The organism is Paenibacillus sp. Pae15 (assembly GCF_024519685.1).
GTDB classification, from domain to species: Bacteria; Bacillota; Bacilli; order Paenibacillales; family NBRC-103111; genus Paenibacillus_G; species Paenibacillus_G naphthalenovorans.
This window is the reverse complement of sequence record NZ_JALJRM010000008.1, coordinates 1-25,633: the sequence shown is the minus strand read 5'-3', so window position 1 is coordinate 25,633 and position 25,633 is coordinate 1. Positions and strand designations below refer to the sequence as shown.

General features: G+C 51.1%; 26 protein-coding genes and 1 rRNA gene. 17 read left to right on the top strand and 10 right to left on the bottom strand.

From position 1 onward, the window contains the following. Positions 1 to 63: 63 nt before the first annotated feature. Positions 64 to 1,530, bottom strand: coding sequence for a CAP-associated domain-containing protein (locus NR121_RS08775; protein WP_062409504.1), 1,467 nt, complete (start codon positions 1,528 to 1,530; stop codon positions 64 to 66). A 201-nt stretch (positions 1,531 to 1,731) separates the two neighbouring features. After that, on the bottom strand, positions 1,732 to 1,872 hold the full coding sequence (locus NR121_RS08770) for a hypothetical protein (RefSeq protein ID WP_171005980.1): 141 nt from the start codon (positions 1,870 to 1,872) through the stop codon (positions 1,732 to 1,734). Positions 1,873 to 2,017: 145 nt separating this feature from the next. Between NR121_RS08770 and NR121_RS08765 the strand changes: the two genes are divergently transcribed. The 6 genes from NR121_RS08765 (at position 2,018) to NR121_RS08740 (ending at position 7,610) form a co-directional block, all read left to right on the top strand. Continuing rightward, a complete protein-coding gene (locus NR121_RS08765) occupies positions 2,018 to 2,830 on the top strand; it encodes a 2-keto-4-pentenoate hydratase (RefSeq protein ID WP_254777614.1) in 813 nt (270 codons plus the stop codon). A gap of 84 nt (positions 2,831 to 2,914) precedes the next feature. Next, entirely contained in the window at positions 2,915 to 3,697 is a 783-nt protein-coding gene (locus tag NR121_RS08760; protein ID WP_054819229.1) for a 2-keto-4-pentenoate hydratase, read from the top strand. Between the two features lie 182 nt (positions 3,698 to 3,879). Then, positions 3,880 to 5,166 carry an aromatic ring-hydroxylating oxygenase subunit alpha gene (locus NR121_RS08755; RefSeq protein WP_235594142.1) on the top strand — a complete coding sequence of 429 codons (1,287 nt, stop codon included), beginning with the start codon at positions 3,880 to 3,882 and terminating at the stop codon, positions 5,164 to 5,166. A gap of 26 nt (positions 5,167 to 5,192) precedes the next feature. Further along, positions 5,193 to 5,696: an aromatic-ring-hydroxylating dioxygenase subunit beta gene (locus NR121_RS08750; protein ID WP_062409500.1), complete on the top strand. Its 504-nt coding sequence runs from the start codon at positions 5,193 to 5,195 to the stop codon at positions 5,694 to 5,696. 39 nt (positions 5,697 to 5,735) lie between these two features. Further along, positions 5,736 to 6,635, top strand: coding sequence for a VOC family protein (locus NR121_RS08745; protein ID WP_062409499.1), 900 nt, complete (start codon positions 5,736 to 5,738; stop codon positions 6,633 to 6,635). Positions 6,636 to 6,662: 27 nt separating this feature from the next. Then, positions 6,663 to 7,610 carry a substrate-binding domain-containing protein gene (locus tag NR121_RS08740; protein WP_256831079.1) on the top strand — a complete coding sequence of 316 codons (948 nt, stop codon included), beginning with the start codon at positions 6,663 to 6,665 and terminating at the stop codon, positions 7,608 to 7,610. Positions 7,611 to 7,690: 80 nt separating this feature from the next. Here NR121_RS08740 and NR121_RS08735 read toward each other — a convergent pair whose 3' ends face one another. Continuing rightward, the gene (locus NR121_RS08735) at positions 7,691 to 8,584 is read right to left on the bottom strand and encodes a LysR family transcriptional regulator (protein WP_256831078.1); all 894 of its coding nucleotides are present in this window, start codon (positions 8,582 to 8,584) and stop codon (positions 7,691 to 7,693) included. A gap of 130 nt (positions 8,585 to 8,714) precedes the next feature. Between NR121_RS08735 and NR121_RS08730 the strand changes: the two genes are divergently transcribed. Then, the gene (locus NR121_RS08730) at positions 8,715 to 9,482 is read left to right on the top strand and encodes an IclR family transcriptional regulator (protein WP_256831077.1); all 768 of its coding nucleotides are present in this window, start codon (positions 8,715 to 8,717) and stop codon (positions 9,480 to 9,482) included. Between the two features lie 46 nt (positions 9,483 to 9,528). Here the strand turns inward: NR121_RS08730 and NR121_RS08725 are convergent, their stop codons facing one another. Further along, the gene (locus NR121_RS08725) at positions 9,529 to 9,786 is read right to left on the bottom strand and encodes a hypothetical protein (protein ID WP_054819222.1); all 258 of its coding nucleotides are present in this window, start codon (positions 9,784 to 9,786) and stop codon (positions 9,529 to 9,531) included. Positions 9,787 to 9,915: 129 nt separating this feature from the next. After that, complete coding sequence (locus NR121_RS08720) at positions 9,916 to 10,734, bottom strand: dienelactone hydrolase family protein (RefSeq protein WP_171005978.1); 819 nt, start codon at positions 10,732 to 10,734, stop codon at positions 9,916 to 9,918. A 118-nt stretch (positions 10,735 to 10,852) separates the two neighbouring features. Between NR121_RS08720 and NR121_RS08715 the strand changes: the two genes are divergently transcribed. From NR121_RS08715 to NR121_RS08690, 6 genes are all read left to right on the top strand, one after another. Further along, positions 10,853 to 12,211 (top strand): MFS transporter, encoded by a 1,359-nt coding sequence (locus tag NR121_RS08715; RefSeq protein ID WP_256831076.1) that lies wholly within the window; start codon positions 10,853 to 10,855, stop codon positions 12,209 to 12,211. Positions 12,212 to 12,504: 293 nt separating this feature from the next. Then, positions 12,505 to 13,221, top strand: a complete 717-nt coding sequence (locus tag NR121_RS08710; protein ID WP_062409493.1) for a class II aldolase/adducin family protein — start codon at positions 12,505 to 12,507, stop codon at positions 13,219 to 13,221. 50 nt (positions 13,222 to 13,271) lie between these two features. Next, positions 13,272 to 14,342 carry an ABC transporter substrate-binding protein gene (locus NR121_RS08705; RefSeq protein ID WP_054819215.1) on the top strand — a complete coding sequence of 357 codons (1,071 nt, stop codon included), beginning with the start codon at positions 13,272 to 13,274 and terminating at the stop codon, positions 14,340 to 14,342. Between the two features lie 43 nt (positions 14,343 to 14,385). Then, positions 14,386 to 15,405 carry an ABC transporter substrate-binding protein gene (locus NR121_RS08700; RefSeq protein ID WP_054819214.1) on the top strand — a complete coding sequence of 340 codons (1,020 nt, stop codon included), beginning with the start codon at positions 14,386 to 14,388 and terminating at the stop codon, positions 15,403 to 15,405. Positions 15,406 to 15,455: 50 nt separating this feature from the next. Then, positions 15,456 to 16,256: an ABC transporter ATP-binding protein gene (locus NR121_RS08695; protein ID WP_256831075.1), complete on the top strand. Its 801-nt coding sequence runs from the start codon at positions 15,456 to 15,458 to the stop codon at positions 16,254 to 16,256. After that, on the top strand, positions 16,257 to 17,063 hold the full coding sequence (locus tag NR121_RS08690) for an ABC transporter permease (protein ID WP_256831074.1): 807 nt from the start codon (positions 16,257 to 16,259) through the stop codon (positions 17,061 to 17,063). Positions 17,064 to 17,173: 110 nt separating this feature from the next. On the opposite strand, the gene NR121_RS08685 is transcribed toward NR121_RS08690, so the two are convergent. Next, on the bottom strand, positions 17,174 to 17,746 hold the full coding sequence (locus NR121_RS08685; protein WP_062409488.1) for an MFS transporter: 573 nt from the start codon (positions 17,744 to 17,746) through the stop codon (positions 17,174 to 17,176). Continuing rightward, the gene (locus NR121_RS08680) at positions 17,736 to 19,178 is read right to left on the bottom strand and encodes an FAD-binding oxidoreductase (RefSeq protein ID WP_054819211.1); all 1,443 of its coding nucleotides are present in this window, start codon (positions 19,176 to 19,178) and stop codon (positions 17,736 to 17,738) included. The genes NR121_RS08685 and NR121_RS08680 overlap by 11 nt, the downstream gene beginning before the upstream one ends. 227 nt (positions 19,179 to 19,405) lie before the next feature. Here NR121_RS08680 and NR121_RS08675 point away from each other — a divergent pair, with 227 nt between their 5' ends. From NR121_RS08675 to NR121_RS08665, 3 genes are all read left to right on the top strand, one after another. Further along, on the top strand, positions 19,406 to 20,347 hold the full coding sequence (locus NR121_RS08675) for an S-layer homology domain-containing protein (RefSeq protein WP_062409486.1): 942 nt from the start codon (positions 19,406 to 19,408) through the stop codon (positions 20,345 to 20,347). Between the two features lie 201 nt (positions 20,348 to 20,548). Continuing rightward, positions 20,549 to 21,340: an alpha/beta fold hydrolase gene (locus NR121_RS08670; RefSeq protein WP_054819209.1), complete on the top strand. Its 792-nt coding sequence runs from the start codon at positions 20,549 to 20,551 to the stop codon at positions 21,338 to 21,340. Between the two features lie 31 nt (positions 21,341 to 21,371). Further along, positions 21,372 to 21,824, top strand: coding sequence for a thiol-disulfide oxidoreductase DCC family protein (locus tag NR121_RS08665; RefSeq protein WP_235594141.1), 453 nt, complete (start codon positions 21,372 to 21,374; stop codon positions 21,822 to 21,824). Positions 21,825 to 21,949: 125 nt separating this feature from the next. On the opposite strand, the gene NR121_RS08660 is transcribed toward NR121_RS08665, so the two are convergent. The 3 genes from NR121_RS08660 to NR121_RS08650 all read right to left on the bottom strand — a co-directional run bounded on the left by NR121_RS08660 (position 21,950) and on the right by NR121_RS08650 (position 24,975). Continuing rightward, positions 21,950 to 22,900, bottom strand: coding sequence for an alpha/beta hydrolase (locus NR121_RS08660; RefSeq protein WP_256831073.1), 951 nt, complete (start codon positions 22,898 to 22,900; stop codon positions 21,950 to 21,952). Positions 22,901 to 22,999: 99 nt separating this feature from the next. Beyond that, positions 23,000 to 24,229, bottom strand: a complete 1,230-nt coding sequence (locus NR121_RS08655) for an ABC transporter permease (RefSeq protein WP_062409483.1) — start codon at positions 24,227 to 24,229, stop codon at positions 23,000 to 23,002. Next, a complete protein-coding gene (locus NR121_RS08650; RefSeq protein WP_054819207.1) occupies positions 24,226 to 24,975 on the bottom strand; it encodes an ABC transporter ATP-binding protein in 750 nt (249 codons plus the stop codon). The genes NR121_RS08655 and NR121_RS08650 overlap by 4 nt, the downstream gene beginning before the upstream one ends. A gap of 526 nt (positions 24,976 to 25,501) precedes the next feature. Here NR121_RS08650 and NR121_RS08645 point away from each other — a divergent pair. Continuing rightward, positions 25,502 to 25,633, top strand: a 16S ribosomal RNA gene (locus tag NR121_RS08645); the annotation flags it as partial.

Below are 25,633 nucleotides of genomic sequence, written 5' to 3'. Positions count from 1 at the left end.
ACAAAAACCGCCTCTTTTCCAGGCTGATGCCATGGAAAGAGGCGGTCTTTGTTGGTTCAAGCTTTAAGGCGTGTAAAAATTTTGTGTGTAGTAGATGTTCAATTTTCCGCCAAAGTAAACTCCGACACCCAGGTTTTTATAGCTGCCGAGTATATTTTTGCGATGGCCTTCCGAGTTCATCCAACCATGATGGGCGAAGATAGCGCTGGTTTGACCTGCGGCGATGTTCTCGGCAGCGGCGCGGAATTTGAGACCGTCCTGCTTCATTCGGTCGAACGGGCTTAAACCGCTTGGGTTCGTGTGGTCAAAGTAGCCCTTGGCAGCCATATCCTGGCTGTGTTTGCGCGCTGTCACAGCAATGGCATCGTCCCAGACAAACGGGGACAGTCCGAGCTTCGCCCGTCCTGCATTGGCAAGGTCGAAGCTTTGCCGCTCGTACGCTCTTGCCAGCGCATCGCTGGCCTGAGGATAGAAGGTTTCCAGCGAAAGCTCCGTTGACTTGCCGATCACCTGAACTCCGGTGACGACATGGTTTAAGTGCACGTCGTAGAAGAAGGTAGCATAGGCGCCATTGATTTCATAGGTTCCGTACTCGCCTTTACCGTAATTCATCATAAAACGGGTGCTGCCCTTCTGAATGAACGAGACCGGGGCGCCGTACTGCTTTTCCACTTCGGCCTGGCTTGAACCGTCCGCTATGCCGCGATCGGTGCGCCAGTTGTTCGATGGCGAGTATAACGCAACGACTTTATTTCCACTAATGCCGATTTGCACGTAATCTTTGTAATCCTTGTTGTAAATATACCATTGGAAGCCGTACTCACTTGCGTCTTTACGGGCGGGAGCTCCGAGCTTCTGCGTCACCGAATCGACAGAGTCGCCGAGCGCAATACCCTTGACGGATATCGGCACGTCCGCAACCACTGAAACGCCGGGTTGCGGCTGTGCCGGTGCCGGCGCCGCATTCAAGCCGACGAATTTTTGCTTGATATTCCAAACAAACTGAACCGCTTCGGCGCGGGTTAGTTTGTCCTCTGCCTGATAGCCTTCGATCGTAGCAGCGGTTTTCCCTTGCGACAAGCCTTGATCCAGCAAAAAGCGGATGGAATCGTTCAAGCCCATCGTCCCTTTTTGGGTGGCGGCAATCAATCGGGCCACATATCCCCGGTTATACAAGTTTCGGTCAGGGCTGTTAAGAACCGGCCATTGCTGCTGCCGGGCATAATCATAATAAGGCTCGTACCAATCAGCGCCGGGTTGCGCCGAAGGGACTGGCGTTTCCGGATAAGCACGTAAAAGCATCGCAAGAAACTCGGGCTCGGAAACGACTTGGTCGGGACGGAACGTACCGTCCTCATATCCGTTGACAATACCATTGGCAGCTGCCCATGCTACAGATTTAGAGGCCCAATGGCGGGACATATCCTGAAAGCCGCTTAAACCTGCAGCCGCGGATGACGAAATGATGGATAGTATAGAAGTAACGCTTAGAACGACAGGCAGCGCGAAAGACAACCATCGTTTATTCAACTTGCATTCCTCCTCTTCCCAATAAAGTTCGTGTCCGGCTTGCCATATTAGTCGGTTTTCTATGCATGTACAACTATATACCATTTATTGGTAAAATTGTATTAGATTCATAGAAGCTCCGCGATTGGAGCGGAAAACAAAAGAACCGCCTGCTGCGCGGGGCAGCAGGCGGTCCTCGGTTTTGTTCTATACGTGGCAGCGCTATTTCTTTTTGCGGGTTTTGCGTGCTTCCGCGGCTTCACGGGATACCGTGTCTTCCGCCAGCTTGCCGCCGAATTGATCAAGGCGGCTGGGGCTGCTTGCAGGTCCGTCATTATCGGGTTTGCTGTTTCTTCCACTCATGAGCGATCACCTCCATGCGTTAGCGTGCCTAAACTCCCGCCATATTATAACAGTTGAGGGGAATTCCGTATAACGGAACGGGAGCCTTGTGAGGGCGCTTGCCGCGGATTTAAGATGAAGCTATGAAGGAGGAATAGCAGTGAATGTGATCAAGAGCGAATCCTTTGCGAACCATCTGGCCCAAGCGGAACAAACAGGAGCCGGCGTAGAACCGTTAACGCTTCTGGAGCCGAATATCACGATTGAGGAAGCCTATCATGTCCAATTAAAAACCATCGAACGAAAAGTCGAGGCCGGGGCCAATGTCGTCGGCAAAAAGATCGGTCTCACATCGCTTGCCATGCAAAAATTACTGGGTGTGGATCAGCCGGACTATGGCCACTTGTTGGATACCATGGCGGTGGAGAACCAAGGGATGATCCCGTTCGCCCGTGTACTTCAACCTAAAGTGGAGGCGGAAATCGCGTTCAAATTAAAGCGTGATCTGATCGGGCCCCGAGTGACGGTGACCGATGTCCTGCTGGCAACGGAATATGTGATGCCTGCCCTTGAGATTGTGGACAGCCGGATCAGGGATTGGAAAATCAGGCTTCAGGATACCATCGCCGACAATGCTTCTTCCGGTCTGTACGTGTTGGGCGGCAAACAGGTGAAGGTGCATGAAGCGGATCTGGCGCAAATCGGCATGGTGCTGTACAAGAATGGCGAAATGGTCAATACCGGCGTAGGCGCGGCGGCTCTTGGCCATCCCGCCCGCTGCGTAGCGTGGCTCGCAAACAAATTATTTGAATTCGGCATTGTGCTAAAAGCAGGCGAGGTCATTCTTTCCGGGGCGCTGTCAGCGGCGGTTCATGCGGAACCGGGAGATGCCTTCAACGCCAGATTGGCACATCTTGGCGAAGTCGGCGTAAGGTTCACGGACAAACATGATGCAAGGGGAAAGGAACGGCATGTCTAAGGTAAAGGAAGCTATTCCAGATTCAGGGAACAACGGCAAATCGACAAATAGAAAAATAAAGCAGCTTCGTTCTAGGAGGACGCTATGGATCGAAACCAATACATCAGCATAGCCCAGCGCTTAATCGATGCGGAAGTCGGCAAAAGGGAGGTTACGCGGATCACAACGGAGCATCCCGACCTGACGGTTGATGATGCCTACCGCATTCAAGAGGAGCTTGTCGGCATCAAGCTTGGGCAGGGATACCGGATCATCGGTACCAAAATGGGGCTGACGAGTCCTGCCAAGATGAAGCAAATGCGTGTGGAAGAACCGATTTACGGTTACATTTTTGATTACATGGTGGTTGACGGCAATGTGCTGAAGCTGAGCGAGCTGATTCATCCGAAGGTGGAGGCGGAAATCGCTTTTATTCTCGGCGAGGATCTGGAAGGCCCGGGGGTAACGATCGAACAGGTGTTGGCTGCTGCGGAGTACGTAGTTCCAGCTCTTGAGATGATTGACAGCCGGTATGAGAATTTTCAATTCACCCTGCCGGATGTCATTGCGGACAATACCTCTGCGTCGCGGGTGTTTATCGGTTCAGCGATGAGAAAGCCCGCGGATTTGGAGCTTGATTTAGTCGGTGTTACGCTGGCGGTTAACGGTGAACTGAAGGATTTGGGCTCGGGAGCTGCCGTGCTGGGCCATCCTGCCCAGTCGGTTGCGATGCTGGCCGGCATGCTGTCCCGCAAGGGGCTCAAGCTGAAGGCAGGCCAGGTCATCCTTACCGGCGGAATGACCGGAGCACTGATGCTTTCGCCCGGAGATACGGTTACCGTGAAGTGGGACGGTCTGGGAACGATGGAATTCAGAGTAGAGGAATAGCAAGTAACCGATATGCCAGGCAGCTAAGAGAGGCCGCTCCATAAGGGGCGGCTTTTCTCGTGGCCATAAATTTTGTCAATGGGTGCCGATTGACACTTTCAATTGGAGCATTGAAGAGAACTGCCTTATTATTGGAAGTAGAGAAAAGACCTTAGAGACTGGAACAAAAGGAGGAATTCCGATTGACATGTAAACGCTTTATCATCGACGATCCGGAACGCATGCTGTTTAAAGTAAGCCGTTCCGTTTTTACAAGGCCGGAGCTGTTGGAGAAAGAGAAAGAAACGATCTTTAATCAATGCTGGATTTATGTGGGACATGAATCGGAAGTAACGAAAAAAGGCGACTTCGTCACGAGAAATGTCGCGGGCAGACCGATCATTTTTAATCGGGACAGCAGCGGCCGGGTACATGCGTTCCTTAATACTTGCTCCCATCGCGGTGCGCTCGTATGCCGGGAAAGAGAAGGCAACTGCAAAACGTTCCGCTGCTTTTATCATGCGTGGACGTTCAGCAACAATGGGGATACCATAGCCATCCCCGGCGAAGACTCGTATCCGCCCGGATGGGATAAATCGCTTATGGGTCTGCACAGCGTTCCGCGCTTGGAAAGCTACAGGGGCTTCTACTTTTTGAATTTCGACAAGCATGCGGTTTCGTTGGACGAATATTTGGCCGGAGCCAAGGAATATCTGGATTTGATCGTGGATCAATCCGAAACCGGTGATATGGAAATCATTCAAGGCACACAAGAATATGACATGAAGGCGAATTGGAAGCTGCTGGTGGAAAACAGCTTCGACGACTACCATGTGGTGCCTACGCATATCACTTATTTGGATTATTTGAAGGATTCCGGTGTGGAGGTTGCGCTGCCCAAAGGCTTGTTGATGCCGGCGCACGGGATCGGCAAGCCGCTTGGCAACGGTCATGCCGTCATCGATAACAAAACCTACAGGGGAAGACCCATTGCAAGATGGATGCCCATCTACGGAGAGGATGCCAAGCCGGTGATCGAGGAGAAGCGGAAGGAGCTTGTGCAGCGTCTTGGCGAAGAGAAGGGGATGAGGATAGCGGAAACGAACCGGAATCTCGTCATTTTCCCGAATCTCGTGATCAACGACGGATCATCGATTACCGTGAGAACCTTCTACCCGGTTAGTTATAATCACATGAAGGTCACGGCTTGGGCCTTAGGTCCAAAAGAAGAAAGTCCGGAAGCGAGAAGAGTCAGACTGGACAGTTATTTGACCTTCTACGGACCGGGAGGATTTGCCACCCCCGACGATGTGGAAGCATTGGAGGTTGCCCAGCAGGGGTACGAAGCGTATCAAGAGGTGGAGTGGTCCGACATTTCGCGCGGCTTGCACAAAGAAGAACAACTGAATACGGACGAAATCCATCTGCGGACGTTCTGGAGAAGATGGAACGAATTGATGACAGGCGAGACCACACCGGGTACAAACTAAAGTACATGCGGCCAGGAGGAATGTTCATGAGCGCAAGGACGACAACGCAGGATTTTGAGCGATCTGATATTGAAGATTTTTTGTATCACGAAGCTTATTTATTGGACGAATGGCGGCTGGACGAATGGGGGGAGCTGTTGACGGAGGATGCCTGGTATCTTGTTCCTCCCAATGATGTGCCCAGAGGGAACCCGGAAAATACGCTGTTTCATGTCGCGGATAACATTGACCGCATCCGTTCGCGAATCAAAAGATTGAAGAGCCGCCACGCCCATGCGGAAAATCCGCATTCCCGTACAAGAAGGCTGATTACCAATGTGCGGATTACGGCCCGCGATAGCGAGATGATTTCCGCCTCCGCCAATTTTATGGTCATGCGGTACAGGAGGAACGAACAGATCAGGCAGTATGTCGGCGTGTACGAATATAAATTGGCGGTCCGGGACGGGCAGTTGAAAATTGCTGAGCGCAAGGCGATATTGGATGCCGAGGAATTAGGGCAACTGGGATCGGTAAGCATTTTACTGTAAATCGTTAACGAAATCCTGAACGAAATGGGAGGATGATCTATGCTTCGCTATACAAAGCTTGGCTATATTGCAGTCAATGTAACGGACGTTGAGCGCAGCGCGAATTTTTACCGGGACATGGTTTGTTTGGATCAGGTGGGGGAAATCAGGGAGGATATCGCCTTCCTGTCGTCCAGCTCCGATTACCACAATCTGATTCTGAATCAATCCGACAAACCGGGACTCAAGAGAATCGCTTTTGAAATGGAAAGCACACAGCAGCTCGAAAAAGCCTTTGAACTTCTGGAGAAATCCGGATGTCATCCGGCGGAGGTAGATCAAGCGGAAAGATCCCTGCTCAAAATCGATAAGGCGTTCCGGTTCAAGGATCCCAACGGAGTCACTTTCGAATTGTACAATCGGATGCTGCAAAGAGCCAAGCCTTATCAACCCGATCCCATTAAAGTGTTGAAGCTGGACCATATCGTGCTGCGGGTGCCTGACTTTCAGGAGACGGTGCGCTTTTTTACCGATGTGTTGAACTTTAAAATATCCGACACGCGCCATAAACCGGATGGCGAGATGTATTTTGCCTTTATGCGCTGTTTTCCTAACCCGTATCATCATTCCTTCGGCATAGCTCAAGGCGATGACCTCCGCATGTTTCATATTGCCTTCAAGGTGGCGGATATCAACGATGTGGGAACCGCGAGAAACCGACTTCTGAATTATAACGTGCCGGTGATTTTCGGGCCCGGCCGTCACTTGGCTTCAGGCAGTATTTTTATGTACTTTCTGGATCCTGACGGCTTGACCCTGGAATATACGCTGGGCATGGAGGAATTTCCGGAGGAGAACCCGCGGGAGCCCAGAATGCTGGACAACACGCTGCGCACCACGGATATGTGGGAAGGTGCTTCCGACCCTCGGATCGGGAAAGTGGGCCACGTAGAAGTGTAATTCGAGAATGAAGGAGATGAATGACCCTTGTCCAAACGAAATTTAAAAATCGGAAGTACGTTTTACCTGCATACGATGCCTTTGCTTCACCATGCCATTGAAACGAAGGGGTTCGATTATACCGCGGAGAATGTCAAAACCATTGACGAATGCACCTTGCGGACTTTAAAAGGGGATTTTGACATCGGAGAAATGTCTTTGGCGACCTTCCTCAAAGTACAGGAAACCGATTCGAGCTTGAAGGCGCTGCCGGTATTTGCCCGGAAAATTCCTCAAGTCTATGCCTTTTGCTCCAGGGAATCCGGCTTAAACAGCTATAAAGATTTAAGAGGGAAGAAAGTAGCCGTATTTCAATATTGGGTTACCGCCTCCATTTGGCACAGATGGCTGCTGACCCATCATTACGGAGTAGACGCGAAGGATATCATTTGGTGCCCGCTTCGTAAGGACCGAATGGATAACATGCCTTATCCCGAGGATCATCAGATCCATTGGGACTATGTGGAGGGGACGCCGGAAGAGCTGCTGCGCAGCGGGCAGATCGATTGCTTCTTTTATGCACGCAAACCGGATCGATTCGACGGCCTGCGCTGGTTATTCCCCCCGTCTCCTGAAGAACAGATTCAATTTGTTCACCATTCCGGAATCACTCCGATTACGCATGTGATGGCGATCAAAGATGAAATCGTGCAAAGCTCTCCGGAAATTATCGATGAAGTCATGGAGGTTTACGAGAAATCCAAGGCGATGGGTTACCGGGAAGCGGCCCACATGGCCAGCCTGTACCTGCCGTTTGCCGATTGGCATCTGCACCAAACGGAATCGGGCCTAGGGGGGAGGGATTGGAACGAGAACGGGTGGTCCGAGAACAAAACGATTTTGGAAACCTTCTATCAAGCATGCATTGAGCAAGGGTTTATTCAGCAGCCGTATGATTTGTCCGACAGCTTTATCCCTTATGATTATGAGAAATAGCATTCGACAGCAGGACTCCCCCATCGCGCAAAAAAACCGGCTGCGGGATCACCCCAGCCGGATGCCGTAATGAGCTCATGCTATAATTGCTGAAACAGCTTCTTTGCGGCACAGACTACCGTTTCCCGGATTTCTTGCTGCAGCCGGGTTCCGAGCACCAGATAAATAGGGGCGCTCGGAAGCGGAAGATTCATCGGCAGTTCGACAATCGTTCCGTTTCTTAATTCTTCGCTGACGATCATTTTCTGCAGGAAAGCAACCCCGAGCCCTTTTCGGACCATCATTTTGATCCAGCCCAGGTTGTTGATTTCCACCGTCTGAATATCCTTCAGCCCGTTTTTTTTCAAAAATTGGTCTACCAGCTGGGTGGTCAAAAACGGCTTGCTGTACGTAATAATACGTTCTTTTTTCAGTTCCGCGGTGGTAATGGTTCCGGTTTGAGTCAAAGGATGCTCCGGCGCGCAGACCAAAATATTCTGTTCGTTTACAATATGGATGGCATCCAGGCCTTTGGTATCGGAAGCGGACTGTATATAGCCCAAACCGATATCTACGGCGCCTGAGCGGATATCCTCGAGTATTTCTTTCGTCGTGCTTATATTTACAGTAAAATCGATTTGCGGAAACACATTATAAAGCGCTTTCAAAAGTTCGGGCATAATTTCCACTCCCATGTGATTGGGACATGCGATGGTAATGGTTTTTTGTTCGTACGGCGGTTCTTTTAAGGCCAGCATGCATTTTGTAATATTGTCGTAAGCTTCGCGGAAATACGGCAGCACCTTTTCGCCTGCAGGGGTGAGGATGACCTTTCGTCCGCTGATTCGGTTAAACATGGGATTCTGCAATTCCTGCTCCAGCATTTGGATGCGGACGCTGATTGTAGGCTGGGTAACGTATAATGCTTCTGCAGCGGTGGAGAAACTGCCCTTTTCGACAACCATCAGGAAGGCCTCAATGTTTTTTAACTCCATGGGTTAGGGATCACCTCTGTTGTGAAGATCATGCATCAGGGTACTGTCTTTTAATGTAATGCGCAGGACCAATGAGGTAAATACGGTTGTTCCTGTATGTGAAATCAAACTGGCGGGGAGGAAACATGTCATGGCCAAGCAGCAGGAAACGCTATCTTCCGTACATAATGCGCTCCGCATTTTACGGGTCTTTACCTATGAAAATCCGGAAATGGGAATCAGCGAATTGAGTGCACACCTGGGATTGGCGAAAAGCACGGTGTTCCGACTGCTTCGTACGTTAACTGAAGACCATCTGGTCGAGAAAAATAAAAAATCGCAGAAATACCATTTGGGATTGGCTGCATTGGAGTTAGGCTTCGCAGTATATCATGAAATGGAATTGCGCAAGGTTTCCCTGCCTTTGCTTGAGCGTTTGACGAAATCTCTCCGAAAGGTCGTGCATATGGGGGTCTATGATAACGGAGAAGTCGTTTATATTTGTAAACTGACTCCGGACGATCATTTGGGCACCATTACGCAAATCGGCCGCAGAGTTCCGTTCCACTGCACCTCTGTCGGCAAGGTCCTGCTCGCTCATCAGAGCGAAAGCGAAATATCCAGATTACTGCGGAACCGGTTAACCGCCCATACGAATAAAACGATTACCGATCCCGACCGGCTAAGAAGCTGTATGGCCGATGTTCATAAAAAAGGCTACGCCGTAAGCCATGACGAGCTGAAAGCCGGTGTCAGCTCGGTATCCGTTCCGGTCATTAACGATAACGGGGAAGTCATTGCAGCGATCAGCGCAGCCGGATCGACGGCGCATTTTTACGACAGTCAGGTCCAGCGGTATATACGCGAGCTGAAAACGTGCAGCCGGATCATCACGGAACGGCTAGGGATGCAGGGATAAAAACGTCTTTCTGACCCTCAAGGCGCATAAAGTGCGCCTTGAGGGCTTAATTTTTCGCGGGGGAAATCACGGCGGATTCGTAAGTCGTCGGATCATGTACCCAATGCTCCTCCAGCAGAAGGGTCTGAAGAACAGCCTGCTCCACCTCTGATTCCCCCCAGCCCAGCATGAGTTCAATGGCTTCTTCATTATCCATGACTTCAGTGAATACGTTGTGGGCACTAAACCAATAGCTGCGTTTGCCGGTCTGTTCGTTATAAAAACTGACGATACCCGGCCGAAACGGATGTTCAATGATTTTCATAACGGAATCCCGCCTTTTTGCGCTTTGTGACTCGTCATCGTAAAGCGTATATCTTTATCATAAGGGCGGCATCCGGGCTTGGAAACCGGTCTGTTCTTTTATACGGAATGAGTCCCGGGGGGAGTTTGTTTAAGATCCCAAATGTCTGTTGAGAAAATCCAGACTTCGCGAATAGGCGTCTCTGGACGCTTTGATTCGGTACGATTTGCGCGTGTCATTAAAAAAGGCATGCGGAGTCTCGTCGTAAACATGATATTCGAAGGATTTGCCGTGCTTCTTCATTGCCTCGGCAAAAGCAGGAATCTTCTCCGTAATCGCCGTATCCAGCTGCCCGTAGAAACCGATGACCGGACATTGTACCGATGCAGCGGTCTCTATTGCCGGCGGATTGCCGTAGAAGACCACGGCACAGGATAAACGGGGTTCGTGAACGGCAAAGTAACCGGATAAAGCACCGCCCATACAAAAACCTAATGCTGCGAATTTGGCTCCCTTGGTTGCGGCATATTGCTCTTGTACAAAACGGCCTGTCGCGAGCATCTGCTCCAGGTGCTGCGCGGGCGCAGTGGCGGCGAACATTCCTTCAATCGTCTCCATGATATGGTTCTGCTGTTCCTGAGGGTAAACGGAAAGTGCCTGATTCCTCACATGGATGTCCCGCCAACCGGGGGAAGGCAGCTGCTCCATGAAGCTTTTGGCGGCTTCAATCCGTTCTGGCGTCAGATGCGCCGGACGTTGACCGTTGCGGGAGAAAAGATCCGGTGCGAACGCTGCATAGCCGGCTCTGGCCAACCTGTCGGCCACATCCTGAATATGCTCGTCCACACCGAAAATCTCCTGCAGCACCAAGACCGCAGGCAGGCCGGAAGCAGGCTGAACCGGTTTAGCGGCATATCCGGTATATTCCCTTCGTTCGCCATATTGCACCCACTCCGAAACAAAACCCATGTCCAATTCCTCCTTTGAAATCCATAGCGTTGATTTCATTATTTTACCATTAATGTTTGCGCTGTGGCACACAAAAGTTCATAATTAATCTGCGAACACATCGACTGGAGGACTCGAAATGGAACAGAGCGAGAAAAAACGCAGGCTATTAATTATAGCCGTAGCCCTGGGCTTTATCTTAAATCCATTGAATACGACGATGATATCCGTAGCTTTTTCCCGTTTGCAGGACGATTTTGGGCTATCCTTCGCGGATATCTCCTGGCTGATTTCGACGTATTACCTGGCAAGCGCCATTGGACAGCCGGTGCTGGGGAAGCTGAGCGATATGTTCGGCAGAAAACGGATGTTTATCCTGGGTTTACTGCTGGTTACGGCGTCTTCCATGCTGGCTCCGTTATCCCCGGGCTTTCATTGGCTTCTGGCCTTCCGTTTCGTTCAGGCTATCGGGACTTCCGCGGTGTTTCCTTCAGGAATGAGCATTATCCGCAGCGTAGTTACGGAGAATCAGGCGCGTGCGCTTGGGATTTTATCGGTGTTCTCTTCCACTTCAGCCGCTTTTGGGCCTTCCATAGGCGGATTTTTGATTCATTATGGGGATTGGCCGGCCATTTTTTTAATTAATTTTCCCGTCATTCTCGTTTCGTTGATCTTGGCTGTCAAAGTCATGCCCGCGGATACGCAGCAGCCGGTGAACATGAAAATCGATTCATGGGGGATTGTGCAGTTTTCTTTGCTGGTATTGGTTTGGCTCCTTTTTCTGCTCTCCGTCAGCAGCGGGGGGCAATGGTGGCTGCTCGGTGCAGGCATGGCATTGGGATATCTCTTTTACCGGTTTGAGCTTCGTCAACCGCAGCCCTTTATTGATGTTCATTTCCTAAAAAGCAATCCTCATGTGACCCTGATTTACATTCAAAATATTCTGGTGAACATCGTGTTTTATTCCATCACTTTTGGAATTCCCATGTATTTGCAGACGGCCCGGCATTTTGATACCCAAGAAACGGGGCTGTCGATGCTGTTCCTTTCGGGCTTCGCCGTGGTGATTACCCCCCTGGCCGCAAGATGGCTGGATGCCAAAGGATCCCGGTATCCTCTGTTCGTCGGAACACTGACCGTCATCCTGGGAATGCTTTTGTTGATGACCGTTCAAGACGGCTCCGGACTGACCTGGTTCTTTGTCGCGCTCTCTTTTCTTGGCATGAGCACGGGACTCAATAATCTGGGCTTGCAGACCGCTTTATATTCATTCGTATCCATGGAAGAAACGGGGATTGCTTCGGGTCTTTTAATGACCTCCCGATATATCGGAACCATTTTTTCATCCAGCTTGCTCGGCAATGTTTTCGGTACGGAAATCGCTTCGAAGGAACTCCATTCCATGGCGCTCATCTGTGCTGTTATCGGCGGACTGATGCTGATTTTAACGGTCCGGTTACATCGGGTGAAAAGGGAAGCCCCGTCTTTTTTTCGATAGAAGATAGAAAAGTGGGTATATGGAACTTATAGATTTCCTTAATACGTTGGTATCGAAATTATCAATTTGAATGTGAGGAATTTATGAAATATCATTAGTGACATACTTGGAAATACAGCATTCAAGCATGCCCCAGGTTTGAACGGGGGCATGCCGGCCGATATGAAGCGCTTGCAGTACGTGGCGATATGGCCGAACCTTGATCTCCGGAAAATCCGATTCAACAGTTAAAAAAGCCGTCGTGTCCCCGTTCGGGTAACCGCTTCCATTAACGGAATGAAGGAGTGTATGGGATGAAAGGATTGGAAAGGCTCGATCAAACCGTGGTGCAGGAATTAAAAGAAAAGATCGCTCTGGGATGTAAAATTTTAGCGAAATTGGAGCTGTCCGATTATCTCGGACACGTCAGCGCCCGCATACCCGGAACAGACCTTGTGTTCATTAAAGCAAGGGGACTGGACATGGGAAACTTGCTGGATATGACGGCAGATAAAGTCGTGATGGTGGACTTGGAGGGAAGAAGGGTCGAGGGTCAGGACTTGAATCCCCCCGATGAAGTCGTACTGCACACGGAAATTTTCAAAGCGCGTCCGGAGGTGATGTCTGTTGTCCATACCCATCAGCCTATATCCACCATACTCGGTGATTTAGGATTGCGCATCCTGCCGATGCAGGGGGTCATGGCCGCCGTAGCCGCAAGAGAGATTCCTGTTTTTGAATCCTCGCTGAAAATCGTGACACATGAGCAGGGCAGAGGCGTGGCTCGGGCCCTGGGAGACCATTGGGCCGTTCATCTGCGGAATCACGGAATTTGCACGGTCGGTGACAGCATCGAGCAAGCTGTGGTGTTTGCCATATGGTTGGAGCACCAGGCCAAATTAACCTGGCAAGCCTCGGCGGCTGGAATTCCTCGCGGCATGAGCCAAGAAGAAGCGGAACTCCAGATCAAAGACGCTTTGGGGCCCATGGCAAGCCGGTGGAGATATTATTGCAGTTTGCTGGATAACTAGTTTCGGCAAAAATGTTTGCGCTTTCAATCATGTGGGAATGGAGGTTTTTTATGAGAAACGTCCAAAGACTGAAACTCTTTACCTTCATGTGCATATCGCTTGGCGTGCTGCTCCTTGTGGCAGGCTGCGGCAGCAGGGGGCAAACGTCGGGCTCACTGAGCGAAGGACAGCCGGAGGGTTCGCCCGGTGAAGGAAAAGCGGCAGGGCCACAAGTCTCGGTCAAGAAAATGCCGGAACAGCTGACCAAGATCAAAGTAGGCATTCCGACGCAAAATATCAATTTTTTGCCGTGGTACGCAGCGGTTCAAAAGGGTCTGTTCAACAAATATCATCTTGAAGTCGAGCTTCAAAGAGTGGAAGGCGGCGTGGTTGGTATAAGGGGTCTGCAATCAGGAGATTTTGCTTTTCTGGGAGGCTTGCCGGAAGCCGCGATCACCGGCGTTTCGCAAGGCGCGAATGTAAAATTGATTGGCGCATTAACCTCGCAATCGATGTATTCGATCTTCGTTACCCCGGATATTCAGGACATTCAGGAATTAAAAGGGAAAGCGGGAGCGGTAGTGCAGCCGGGGAACGGAACCGATGTTATTTTGCGCTGGTGGTTGAAGCAGCATGGACTGGAGCCGGATAAAGACATACGGATTGTATCGGCCGGCGGTAATCCCGCACGGGTGCAGGCGATGAAAGCCGGTCAGGCTCAAGTGACCCTCCTGAGTCCGCCTACCGATTTGCAGGCGGAAGCTGCCGGATTTAAGAAAATCGGCTTGATTCGCGATGAACTGAAGAGCTATAACCATGATGCTATTGCCGCCAACGGAAAAATGCTGACCGAAACCCCGGAAATCGCCCGGGCGTTTATGGCGGCCACTGCAGAAGCCATTGACTTTATAAAGGATCCGTCCAATCGTTCCGAAGTGATTCAGATCGGGGTCAAGGCATTGGATTCCAGGGAGCAGGATGTGGCCAAGTCGCTTGAATTTGCGCTTCCTTCTTATGGGGATAAAGGAAGGCTGAATCTGGAAGGGATTAAATGGGCCATCGACACGGCCAGAGAAGCGGGAACATTGACCGAGAATATAAAGGTGGAAGATGTGGTGGATGAACAATATTACATGGAATAATTCATTTCATGACCAGGTTATAACATAACAGGAGGGGGTCCGTTTGAGAAGAAAAGGTTTCATCGGTTTACTTATCTCATGGATAGCGCTTGCGTGCGTGCTGGCTGCCTGTGGATCAACTGCGGCGCCGATCGACAACTTGAAGGTAGGTGAGCCCAACTCAAAAAGCAAGCCGGACCAAGTCGTAGAAGTAAATATCGCTACCGTATCCAATACGATCGATTTTCTGCCGTGGCATGTAGCCGCCCAAAAAGGCTATTTTGAAAAACATCATTTAAAAGTCAATATCAAATCGGTGGACGGCGGGGTGGTTGCCTTACGGGGTCTGCAATCGGGGGATTTCCAGTTTATTGCAAGCCTGCCTGAATCGATCATCACTGCAGTATCCGAAGGGGCCAATGTAAAGGTCGTTGGCGCATTAAGCAATAAAACCTTATTCTCCATGTTTGTCTCTCCGGATATCAACAAGCCTGAAGATTTGAAGGGGAAGGCCGTGGCGGTTTTGCAGCCGGGCAACGGTGTGGACATCATTACGCGCTGGTGGCTGAAAAAGCATGGTCTTGAGCCTGATAAAGATGTCCGGATTGTTTCCGCCGGGGCAACACCGGCCCGATTAACCGCTTTAAGAAACGGTCAGGTGCAGGGGACGCTGCTTCAACCGCCTAACGATGTAAACGGCGAGAAGGCCGGAATGAAACGGTTAGCCGTGATGAGTGAAGAGCTGTTGAATTATAATCAGGACGTGATTGCCGCTAACGGTAAAGTAATTCATGATCAACCGGAAGTGGTTCGGGCTTTCATGGCCGCTACGGCGGAAGGTATACAATTCATTAAAGATCCTGCCAACCGGGAGGAGGCGATCAGCATCGGAGTGGCGTCGCTTGGAACCGATCCGGAAGTGACGACGAAATCTTTTGATTTTGCTTTGGACGCCATCCCGAAGAAGGGAAAGCTGAATGTTGAAGGGATGAAATGGGCTATCGATGCCGTCAAAGCCATCGGCGGAATCCGGAATGATCTGCCTGTGGAAGAGGTCGTGGATGACAAATACTATGCCGAATAAAAGGGGGACCGCCCCCCTTGAACGATAATTTTTAGCAAAGGAGCAATCGGATGACAGCAGCAGCGCCGTTAATGAACTTTGAGAATCTGAATGTCATATATAATCAGGGCGAGCCCAATCAGGTTCATGCCCTTCAGGATGCCTCGGGAGAAATTTATGAAGGCGAGTTTATTTCCATTATCGGTCCGAGCGGATGCGGTAAAAGCACCCTGCTGCATACAATGGACGGATTGATTCGTCCGGTGACCGGTTCCATTTATGTGAACGGACACCGCGTTGAAGGTCCGGGTGGAGAGAAGGCCATGGTTTTTCAGGATTTTGCATTAATGCCCTGGCATACCGTTTTTCAAAATGTGGCTTTTGGGCTAAGGCTGCAGGGCAGATCGGAAAAGGATATACGCGATCATGTCATGCACTATATCCGGATGGTCGGGCTCGAAGGCTTTGAAGGCAAATACCCTCATCAGCTCTCGGGCGGTATGAAGCAGCGGGTGGGAATTGCACGCGCTTTCGCCGTGAACCCCAAAATATTATTAATGGATGAGCCTTTCTCCGCCATTGACGAACAGACACGCGAGATTATGCAGGAAGAAGTATTGAAAATTATGTTTAAAGAGAAAAAGACGGTCATTTTCATTACCCATTCTATCGATGAAGCGGTGTTTTTATCCAGCCGGATATTCCTCATGACCGTACGTCCCGGCCGAATTGTGGAAGATTTAAAAATTGACATCCCTTATCCCAGAACGCTGGAAACCAAATTGCTTCCCAAATATCAGGAATATAAAGCTCTAATTTGGAACCACCTCAAAGGGGAAGTTACCAGACAATATCAAAGGGGGGAAGTATAGATGGCAAAATTGGAATCGCTGAAGCCGGCTGCGGCCAGTCCGGTTCCCGCAAAAAAATCAAAATTAACCCCTGCCTGGTCCTATCCTCTAGTTACGATAGCCATCATTTTATTGGTATGGGAAATCTGTGGACAGATAGGGATGATCGATCCCTTTATGTTCAGCTGGCCCAGTAAAATCCTGGTGCAAACCTGGGGATTTATTATGAACGGAAGTGTGTTCAGGCATTTGGCCATAAGCGGTTTGGAAGCGGGGATCGGTCTGGCCATGGCTATGATCGGGATACCCTTGGGTTTGGTTCTCGGGTATTGGAAAAAACTGGAGTATTCTTTTGATCCGATTATTACTGCGCTGTATACTACACCCGTAGTAGCCTTGACGCCGCTATTCGTATTGTGGTTTGGTTTGGATATTTTGTCCAAAATTATGATGGTTTTTACGATGGCGGTTTTTCCTATTTTGATCAATACGATGTCGGGGGTGAAAACAACCGATCCGTCTCTGATCAAAGCGGCCCGTTCCTATGGAGCCAATGAGTTTCAGATGTTCAAAGAAGTGATATTCCCTTCCACACTCTCTTATATCCTTACCGGAATACGGTTGGCTATCGGACGTGCGCTGATTGCGGTCGTTGTGGCCGAAATGCTGGCGGCCAATAAAGGGATAGGGTATGCCATCCGGCATGCATCCGAGCTGTTCCGTACCGCGGAATATTTGGGTTATGTCGGGGTTTTGATGGTCTTTTCCGTACTGCTGACGCAGCTGCTGAAGGTGGTTGAACGAAAAATCGCTCCTTGGCGCAGCTAGCCTTCATCGATAAAGCTTGTCATAAAGCCGCTCCGCGGTAACCGCCGGCCCCTATCCAAAGCTCCGGAAGAATCGATCTTCCGGAGCTTTTGGCGCTGAGTATTCCATTTCTATCTTTTCTCTTCCATTCTCAGCAGCAGAAAACCGCTCACAAACATCCACAGCGAGCCGATATAGAAGATCAAATCCAGCGTGAAGAAGTCGATCAGAACGCCTCCCGCGATAACCGCAAGACCGGAAAACAGGCCTATCCAGCCGTGGTAGGAGCCGATTTGCCGTCCCCTGACCGGGCCTTCCGTCACATCGGCCAACAGTGCCTTTTCGCCGGTTTTTTGCATAGCTCCGAACAGCCCCATCAGCACCTGCAGTACGTAAACCTGCCAAATCCCTGTCACCACGGGGAAAAACAGGAACAGCACTGCCATTCCCCAAGCGCTCCAGAGCAGCAGCGATTTCCTGCCGTATCGGTCGGACCAGGCGCCGAGCCTGGGTTGGAGCAGGGAGGAGCTGATGGTAAATAAGCCGTAAGCCAGCCCGTATTCGGTAAAACCAGCTCCGATCTCCTTGATGAAAATAAGGTAAAACGGAAAGACCAATCCGCTTCCGAACAGCGCCGCGCTTTGCGACAGCATCAGACTGCGGATGGCGTGTCCGCGATTTCTGGACAAGGGGTTATTTTCCATGATCGGCATACCTCTCGTAAAATAAATTTTGGAAAAGTCCGTTCGGATCATAACGCCGCTTGGCGTCGAAGAAGCTGTCCGCTTTGGGGTAGACCTGCCTCAATTGCTCCGGAGTCGGATACAGCTGGTAGGTTAAATAATACGTGCCGTTGTTTCGGATCACCGCATCCACAAGCTGCTGCGTGACTTTCTCGATGTGTGCCGTCCCTTGATCCGACAGCTTCTGATTGATTAAGATCACAATGGCGTAGCCGTCATGCCTTGCATAAGAGAGATGAGCTTCATCATTACTCCGGATATACCGAACCGTAGCATTCAGCAGATTGACCTTCTCCTGCCGCACGATCGTTCTTAGCTCGTCAACAAAAGCGGTAAAGCGGTCGGCGGGTACGAAATATTCCTGCAGGATGTCCGTGTCCGTGGGGGACCGGTGCTCCAGAAACTCGATATCGGGCCGCATCGCGTTGTTGCGCGTAATCAGTTCTCCCTTGGGCGCATCGGCAAACATCTTTTTTTGAACGCTCCAGATGAAGTCCTTGCCCCAATCCCATTTGCGCGACAAACCGAACAAAAATTTGTTGCGCTCTACGAAACGCTCCTCCTGCAACTCGGCTAGCGCCGGTGTCGCTTTCATGTCGGTCCTGGTATATGTGGTTACATACATTTCGTCCAGCAGGCTGTCCGAAGCTACGGACAATCGCGCGATGGCCAGCTCCGTTTCCGGCCTGGACAAGATTTCATTCCGGAACCAGCCGGGGAACGAGCGGTAATCGGTCATAAACGTATCGATCCGGTAGACGGGATTATCCGTCACCCGGAGGTCCACATCGACAATGACGCCAAACAATCCGAAGCCCCCGATGGCAAGACCAAACAGTTCTTTATTCTCTTCTCTGCTGACGTTGAGCAGTGTGCCGTCGGCCGTCAGCAGCCGGAAGCTTTCGACCGTCTCAATCACCGGTCCGTGGTGCAGGTCTCGCCCGTGCACGTTCGAGCTGAGCGATCCGCCCACCGTAAAGATATTGGAGGATTGCATGACGCGGACCGACAGGTTAAGCGGATTCAAATAGTTCTGAATGTCGGCCCAGGTGGCACCGCTTTGTACGCGAAGGATGCGCCGCTTTTCGTCCAGGTGCAAAATCCGGTTGAATGGCTTCATGTCCAGTACGACCGCATCCTCATAGAACGTATGGCCGCCTTGGCTGTGGCCGGCACCGGCAATGGAGACGGGCAGTCCTTTTTCCGCGGCTTCCCGAACCGTATCCTGCAAGCTCTTGAGATCATCTGCCGGAACGATTTTCGTCACCTTGCGGGATAGAGTCCGGCTTACATCCGTCATCAGCAGTTCCGGTCCGCGGGACCAGCTTCCGTATACCGAGAAAGCAAACGACAGCAGATAGACGGCGATAAAAAGCAGATACCTCTTTTTCATGAAGGGATCTTAATCCTTTCCGTTAAATTGGGCTTATAAAGTTAGATTATCACATGACCGGCCGGGGTAAAAAGTGTAATTGGGGAATAATGGGTCTAATCAGGCAAGAAGTCGGGGGGCAAATGTAGGAAAATGAGGGGACGGAATCATGCGCTGCAACCTTTTGGCGAGCGGATACGTTTAGAAAGTACTCCGGAGTGAAATAAAAGCAAAGGTGGGATTATCTGATGTCGGTCAAAAAAATAGTTACTCTTTTGTCGGCCACGGCGCTTTTGGGCAGCTTGACGGCTGGCTCTGCATTTGCGTTCGATGATTTGAATCAGGATCAGAAAGCTCCGATATTGGCACTGAAGGATCGGGGAGTCGTCAGCGGTGTAGACGGCAAGCATTTTGTTCCGACGGGTAAAGTCAGCTATGCTCAAGCCGTTCACATGCTGGTTAAAGGGCTGGATCTCCATATCAACACCCTGCGGTTCCCTAAAGTTCCGCAGGCATCGGATTATTTTACGAATATTCCGAACAATGCCTGGTACGCCCAGTCGTTTGTGAAAGCGCATTTGAACGGTCTGCCGATTCCAAAGGATGTAGATCCGAACGGCACCATTACTCGTGAACAGTTTGCGGACCTGGTCATTCACGCTATAGATACCAAAGGGACCTTCCCTGTGATCAAAATGCTGATTATTATTGAGGACGGGAATGAAATTGATCCGAAGTTCCATGAAAGCCTGCAGCGGATCGTGCTGCATCAAATCGTCAAGCTGGGAGAGGACCGCAAATTTTATCCGAAGCGTGAGCTGACTCGCGGGGAAGCGGCAGTATGGGTGTACAAGGCGATCCGCTTCGTCGAGTCGCATGCAGAGCGTCCAGTGGAGCAGGAGCAAGTCACTGTAACGGTGGAGAAGGTGAGCGACGATGTCAACAAAGTCATCCTGTCCAGAGGCCAGAAGCCGACTGCAGGCTATGGCATTACGATTGACGGTATCCGGTTCGAACAGGACGGACGAGCGGTCATTACTTATTCACTGACCGATCCGAAGCCGGACAGCATGAACGCGACGGTGATTACGGAGCCTAAAGCAGAAACATATGTCTCCTCCAAATATAAGCCGGTGGCCGAACCAAGCTGGTTCAGCACGGACACGGTTGTGGAAGAAGCGGATAAATAAAAAGATTGAGGGTTGTTTACAAGCCGGCCGATTACTGACGAATTTCGTTCGTGATCGTCCGGCTTTTTCTCGCCGTCAGATGCGGGAATTCATAGAGGAAACGGACGGGGATAACGGGTATAATAGGTTTTAAAGCTGAATTACATACTAAACTTATCAATGCTGCAGATCACATAAGATATTTTAAAGGAGTGACCCGGGATGGATAAGCGGAATGAGAATGTAAACGGAGTCAAGCTAGCCTATATCGAGCGTGGAGAAGGGACGCCGGTGGTGCTGCTCCATGGCTTTTGCGGAAGCTCCGCATATTGGGAGGAGGTCATACCGCTGCTGGAAGGAAGCTGCCGGTTGATCGTGCCCGATCTGCGCGGACATGGGGCTTCCGCATCCCCGGAAGGCGCATATACGATGGAGACTATGGCTGAAGACATTGCCGGACTGCTGGAGAAAAGGGATTGCAAACAAGCTGTCGTTCTGGGACATTCACTGGGCGGCTATGTGACGTTGGCACTGGCAGAAAAGCATCCGGACAAGCTGCTCGGCTTCGGGCTCATACATTCTACGGCATTTCCCGATGACGAGAAAGGAAAGGAAGGCCGGTTAAAGGCGATGGAGACGATTAAAGAGCAGGGGCTTCCCGTTTTCCTGGAAGGCTTGATCCCCAAATTGTTCGCGCCGGCTCATCTTAAGACAATGCCGGAAGCGGTCGAAAAAGCCAGACAAATTGGCCTTGGCACAAGTCCGGAAGGGGCGGTCCGTACGCTGGAAGGCATGAGGATCAGGACGGACCGGAACGCCGTATTGTTTGGGGCGAGGGTGCCCGTACTGCTGGTGGCCGGAGCGGGCGATCAGATCATTGCGCCGGAGAGAACTTTTTCTGTGAGCGGGGAACATATCACCAGCGTAACCTTGGACGGCGCCGGCCATGCGGGCATGATGGAAACGCCTCAAGAGCTTGCTCAAGCGATTCTTGATTTTACAGCCAAGCTGTAACGGCAGCATGGAAGGAGTGAACAGTGACCGCATGGGAGATCGGATGAAGGAGCAAACGATAGAGGAGCTTACGGCAATGACGGACGGGCATCCGCTGATTTTTTATGACGGGGTATGCGGATTTTGCCAGCGGATCGTCCAGTTTATTCTTCCCCGCGACCGGAATGCCCGATTCCGGTTTGTCGCCATACAGTCGGATATCGGCAGGAAGCTGCTCCTTCATCACGGGATGGATCCCGATGCGTTGAGCACGTTTGTTTTATTGGATCGGGGCAAGGTGTACACGCGGTCAACCGCGGGTCTTAGGGTGCTCCGCGGTCTTGGCGGAGGTTGGCCGCTTTTGTACGCTTTTATGGCTGTGCCCAGGCCCATACGCGATGCGGTGTACGAATGGATTGCACGGCATCGGTACCGCTTCTTTGGCCGGAGCGATGCATGCCTGCTTCCTGATTCGAAGGCAAGGGAGCGTTTCCTTGACTATTGATTGTAGATCTTCCGTCCGTTTCTTGTTTCCTGCGGAATGCGGATCGTCAAAGCTTCCCGGGGAACATCGGCATATACTAAAGCAGCTGCCTGCGGACAGCTGCTTTTGGCGGATGAAACGGACCGTTACAGTTTCTCTAAAAAGTCCGTGACCCGTTCAACGTATTCTTCTTTCAGCGGGGGATAATTTCTGGCGTGCCCCTCCGCAGATGTTGCCCACATGTCAAACCGGTCCTTGTGCTTTTCCCAGAGCGATTCGCTGTTTGAAATCGGAATGGAAGCATCCCTGGTGCTGTGAATGAAAAGGATCGGCCTGGGGTAAATGCGGTCTACGGCCGCGAATCCGTCCACATGATCGGGGTCTACGCCGACAAGCCCCGGCAAAATGCCCAAAATGAGCGGAGTGAAGGGAAATTGCGGCAGGTTGGACCATACCGAAAGATGATCCTCCAGATAAAGTCTAAGATGGTTAAAAGGACTATCGGCTATGACCCCCGACACGACGGGCTCCTCGGCCGCCGCTATAAGGGACGTGCTCGCTCCCATCGAGTATCCCAGCAAAGCTATTTTCCCCGGATGATTGGCTTTCATCCAATCAATTGCACCAAGCACATCATATTTTTCATCAAATCCGATGGTGGTTTTGCTGCCCTCCGACTCTCCCGAGTTCCGGAAATCGAACATGAATACGCTGTACCCGCGATCCGTAAGGCGCTTGGCCAAGTCCAACGCTTCAGCACTTTTTTGCAGCCGATTCGTTCTGTACCCGTGGGTCATGATGATTCCGGTCTTGCCGGAATCTTCACGATCTATGGTTTTGCCTGGCAGAAACCAGCCTTTTAAAGTGATATCATCTCCCCGGCTTTTGAATTGAACATTCTCATAGGCCAGACCCAGTCGATCCGGCGAGTCATCCAGCGCGGCCGGTCCGGGATGGGTCAGCTGCCATCCGACATAGGCGGCTATGCCTGCGCAGGCCAGGAATACGAAGAGAAGCAGTCCCGCGGTCCACAGCCATATCTTTTTTCGGCTGCGGCGTGCCCCCGGAACTCTCGGTATTAGAGGAGTTGTTCTCATGCCGCGAGATTCCTTTCTGCTGTAGGGCTTTGATCGGTATTCTTTCACACATTATACGATATGCCGGAACCGGACAAAAGAATCCCAGGCCCGGCTTATTTAGCTCTCACGCCTCATTATACCGTACAGATAAGGGACACCCCATCCGATCAAAAACAGCCCTGGCGCATATAACGGTTCGGGCATCGTGCAGAGAGCGGGAACAGCAAGTACCGCCATACAAGCGGTATGAATCCGAAATCGGATGCTGCGGGCCGAACGGGCGCGTAAGTCCGCCGGCAGAGGGTAGATGAAGGACCAATCGGAATGGCGATGCATTTTTGGCAGTTCCTTCAACTGGAGGGCTAAGAGGCCTGCAAACAGGACGAACAGAAAACCGGTCATCCATTCGTCCCGGGCAAAAGAAATCAGCACCGCTCCCAGCAGCGACAGCCGTATCGTAATGCCGAACAACTCGGAACGAAGCCAAACTAAAGTATACATATAACGATACGTGTCCTGCGAAGCAAACCGGAATCCCCCAAGCAAGCGAAGAAGCTTCATCGGTGCAGGTTTGGGCCGCGGACGGCTTTGCACCTCCGATACATCAATGAATTGGTTCAGCAGACGAAAAATGAACGCGCGGTGCTTTTTCTCTGTATCGATCAACCGCGGCCAATGGAGGCTTGGTTTATCAAGCCAACGCAGCGTGCCGAATATCAGGAGCAGCGACGCCGTAACGATCAAAGTCCCGGTCCAAAGCGGCAATCGCAGAATCAGGTAGGCCAGACCTCCGGCAACGAGCCAGCGAAGCGCCGACCAGGATAGCGTTTGTAAGCGCTCTGTCCGTTTAAGCTCCTGCCATCGGCTGAAGAGCATGACTTTTTTTAGCGCTGCAAGTACGAGAAGAATGACCACAAAGCTTTTTCCGTCTCCGCCGGCCGAGAGGGCATACATCGGCCATACCGCCGTCCAGACGGCCAGAAGGGCCAGTGTCTGTATCCGGAACGCACGGGCGGTGGCCTTCTGCATATACGCGGACATCTCCGTCTCCATGGGAACCATATAGATGAGATCCGCTTCCTTCAGGTACGTCCGGATTGGAGACAGTGCCAGAAAAGGCAGCAACACAAGGGCCGCAAGCTCTCGGAAAGGGAAATCGGGAGGAGCCTCCGACAAAAACCGGGTGTAAAAATAAGCTCCGGCCAGGATCAACAGGACAATCAAGAGGGCCGCGCTTTGCAGCGCATACCCGATAAAGGGCCGGATTTCAAGCAAAAAATCGGACGTTCGTTTGTTCCACAGGCGGTCCGTATCTATGGATAGCTTGTGATGCTCCTGTTTGCTCATTCCACTTTCACATCCCGGGTTACCAGGCTGCAGAAGATATCGTCAAGGGAGGCATCCGGCATACCCGCTTGTTTGCGCAGGGCGTTCATGTCCCCGGCGGCGGTCATACGCCCTTGATGGAGCAGGAGAAAGCGGTCCCCGTACCGTTCGATGGTAGATAGGATATGGGAGCTGATCAGAATGGCCGCCCCGCTTTCTTTTACCTTGACCATCAATTCCAGAAGCGAACGGATGCCCAGCGGGTCCAGGCCGAGAAAAGGCTCGTCAATGATATAAAGCTCCGGCTGGACAAGGAAGGCGCTCATGATCATAACCTTCTGCTTCATTCCTTTGGATAAATGAGCTGAAAGCCGGTTCTGATAAGGCTTCATTTGGAATTCTTCGAGAAGCTCGGAGGCCCGCTGCTCGAAAGCGCCGTTTTCTAATCCGTAAGCCATCGCAGCCATTTCCAGATGTTCTTTTACCGACAGTTCTTCATATAACAGTGGGCTTTCCGGTACGTAGGCGTACGTTCGCCGATAAACCACGGGGGCGGTATCCAGGCGGACTCCGTTCAATCGGATTTCACCGGAGTGCGGCTGCATCAGGCCCAGAATATGTTTAATCGTGGTGCTTTTTCCGGCTCCGTTAAGCCCGATCAAGCCGACCATTTCTCCCGGACGCACCGAGAACGTCAAGTCATGCAGTACGGGCTTTTGCCGGCTGTAGCCGCCGGTCAGCTTTTCCACCTTCAACAATGGCTCCATGAAAGTAAATCACCTCGGTTTCTATTGTACCTTGTTTAGGCGGGAAAAGAAAAAAGCCGGACGGCATCTGTCATTGGGTAAATTTTCCTTCCCCCATTTTTTTACGGTGGAGGTCAGGAAAGATGGTTCATCCCGGCGTCGGATATGGTTTATAAAAAAACAGTTGCAATGTAGAGTTGTTTTGTGGTAAATTACATTTCGCTGTCAGTTGTAGCGCTTTAAAAGATTCTGAGCTATCGGGTTCGTCCCCTAGAATGGAAAAAAGAAGTGCTTGCCAAGCAGATAGTAAATGTGGTAAATTAGATTTCGCTGTTTGATTCGAACTGTTTTGAATAAGGCAAATTAAAACAGTTGCCAAACGGTACGGAGTTATGGTAGATTGATTTTCCGGCCGCATGAGACAAGCGGATCGGTGAAACCATAAAGTATTGTCCTTTGAAAACTGAACAACGAGTGAGCGCGAAGTCTCGTCAAGAGATTTCAAAACAAGTCAGTAACGAATTGAGCAATCAATTCTCTCTAAACTTTATTGGAGAGTTTGATCCTGGCTCAGGACGAACGCTGGCGGCGTGCCTAATACATGCAAGTCGAGCGCTGGGGGTTCTCCCTTAGGGGAGACCTCCTGGAGCGGCGGACGGGTGAGTAACACGTAGGCAAC

Bases quoted from the DNA above. Each gene is read 5' to 3' on its own strand.
- NR121_RS08770 (WP_171005980.1), bottom strand. From the start codon at position 1,872: ATGAGTGGAAGAAACAGCAAACCCGATAATGACGGACCTGCAAGCAGC.
- NR121_RS08760 (WP_054819229.1), top strand. From the start codon at position 2,915: ATGGATCGAAACCAATACATCAGCATAGCCCAGCGCTTAATCGATGCG.
- NR121_RS08750 (WP_062409500.1), top strand. From the start codon at position 5,193: ATGAGCGCAAGGACGACAACGCAGGATTTTGAGCGATCTGATATTGAA.
- NR121_RS08745 (WP_062409499.1), top strand. From the start codon at position 5,736: ATGCTTCGCTATACAAAGCTTGGCTATATTGCAGTCAATGTAACGGAC.
- NR121_RS08735 (WP_256831078.1), bottom strand. From the start codon at position 8,584: ATGGAGTTAAAAAACATTGAGGCCTTCCTGATGGTTGTCGAAAAGGGC.
- NR121_RS08730 (WP_256831077.1), top strand. From the start codon at position 8,715: ATGGCCAAGCAGCAGGAAACGCTATCTTCCGTACATAATGCGCTCCGC.
- NR121_RS08725 (WP_054819222.1), bottom strand. From the start codon at position 9,786: ATGAAAATCATTGAACATCCGTTTCGGCCGGGTATCGTCAGTTTTTAT.
- NR121_RS08720 (WP_171005978.1), bottom strand. From the start codon at position 10,734: ATGGGTTTTGTTTCGGAGTGGGTGCAATATGGCGAACGAAGGGAATAT.
- NR121_RS08715 (WP_256831076.1), top strand. From the start codon at position 10,853: ATGGAACAGAGCGAGAAAAAACGCAGGCTATTAATTATAGCCGTAGCC.
- NR121_RS08710 (WP_062409493.1), top strand. From the start codon at position 12,505: ATGAAAGGATTGGAAAGGCTCGATCAAACCGTGGTGCAGGAATTAAAA.
- NR121_RS08705 (WP_054819215.1), top strand. From the start codon at position 13,272: ATGAGAAACGTCCAAAGACTGAAACTCTTTACCTTCATGTGCATATCG.
- NR121_RS08695 (WP_256831075.1), top strand. From the start codon at position 15,456: ATGACAGCAGCAGCGCCGTTAATGAACTTTGAGAATCTGAATGTCATA.
- NR121_RS08690 (WP_256831074.1), top strand. From the start codon at position 16,257: ATGGCAAAATTGGAATCGCTGAAGCCGGCTGCGGCCAGTCCGGTTCCC.
- NR121_RS08685 (WP_062409488.1), bottom strand. From the start codon at position 17,746: ATGGAAAATAACCCCTTGTCCAGAAATCGCGGACACGCCATCCGCAGT.
- NR121_RS08680 (WP_054819211.1), bottom strand. From the start codon at position 19,178: ATGAAAAAGAGGTATCTGCTTTTTATCGCCGTCTATCTGCTGTCGTTT.
- NR121_RS08675 (WP_062409486.1), top strand. From the start codon at position 19,406: ATGTCGGTCAAAAAAATAGTTACTCTTTTGTCGGCCACGGCGCTTTTG.
- NR121_RS08670 (WP_054819209.1), top strand. From the start codon at position 20,549: ATGGATAAGCGGAATGAGAATGTAAACGGAGTCAAGCTAGCCTATATC.
- NR121_RS08665 (WP_235594141.1), top strand. From the start codon at position 21,372: ATGGGAGATCGGATGAAGGAGCAAACGATAGAGGAGCTTACGGCAATG.
- NR121_RS08660 (WP_256831073.1), bottom strand. From the start codon at position 22,900: ATGAGAACAACTCCTCTAATACCGAGAGTTCCGGGGGCACGCCGCAGC.
- NR121_RS08655 (WP_062409483.1), bottom strand. From the start codon at position 24,229: ATGAGCAAACAGGAGCATCACAAGCTATCCATAGATACGGACCGCCTG.
- NR121_RS08650 (WP_054819207.1), bottom strand. From the start codon at position 24,975: ATGGAGCCATTGTTGAAGGTGGAAAAGCTGACCGGCGGCTACAGCCGG.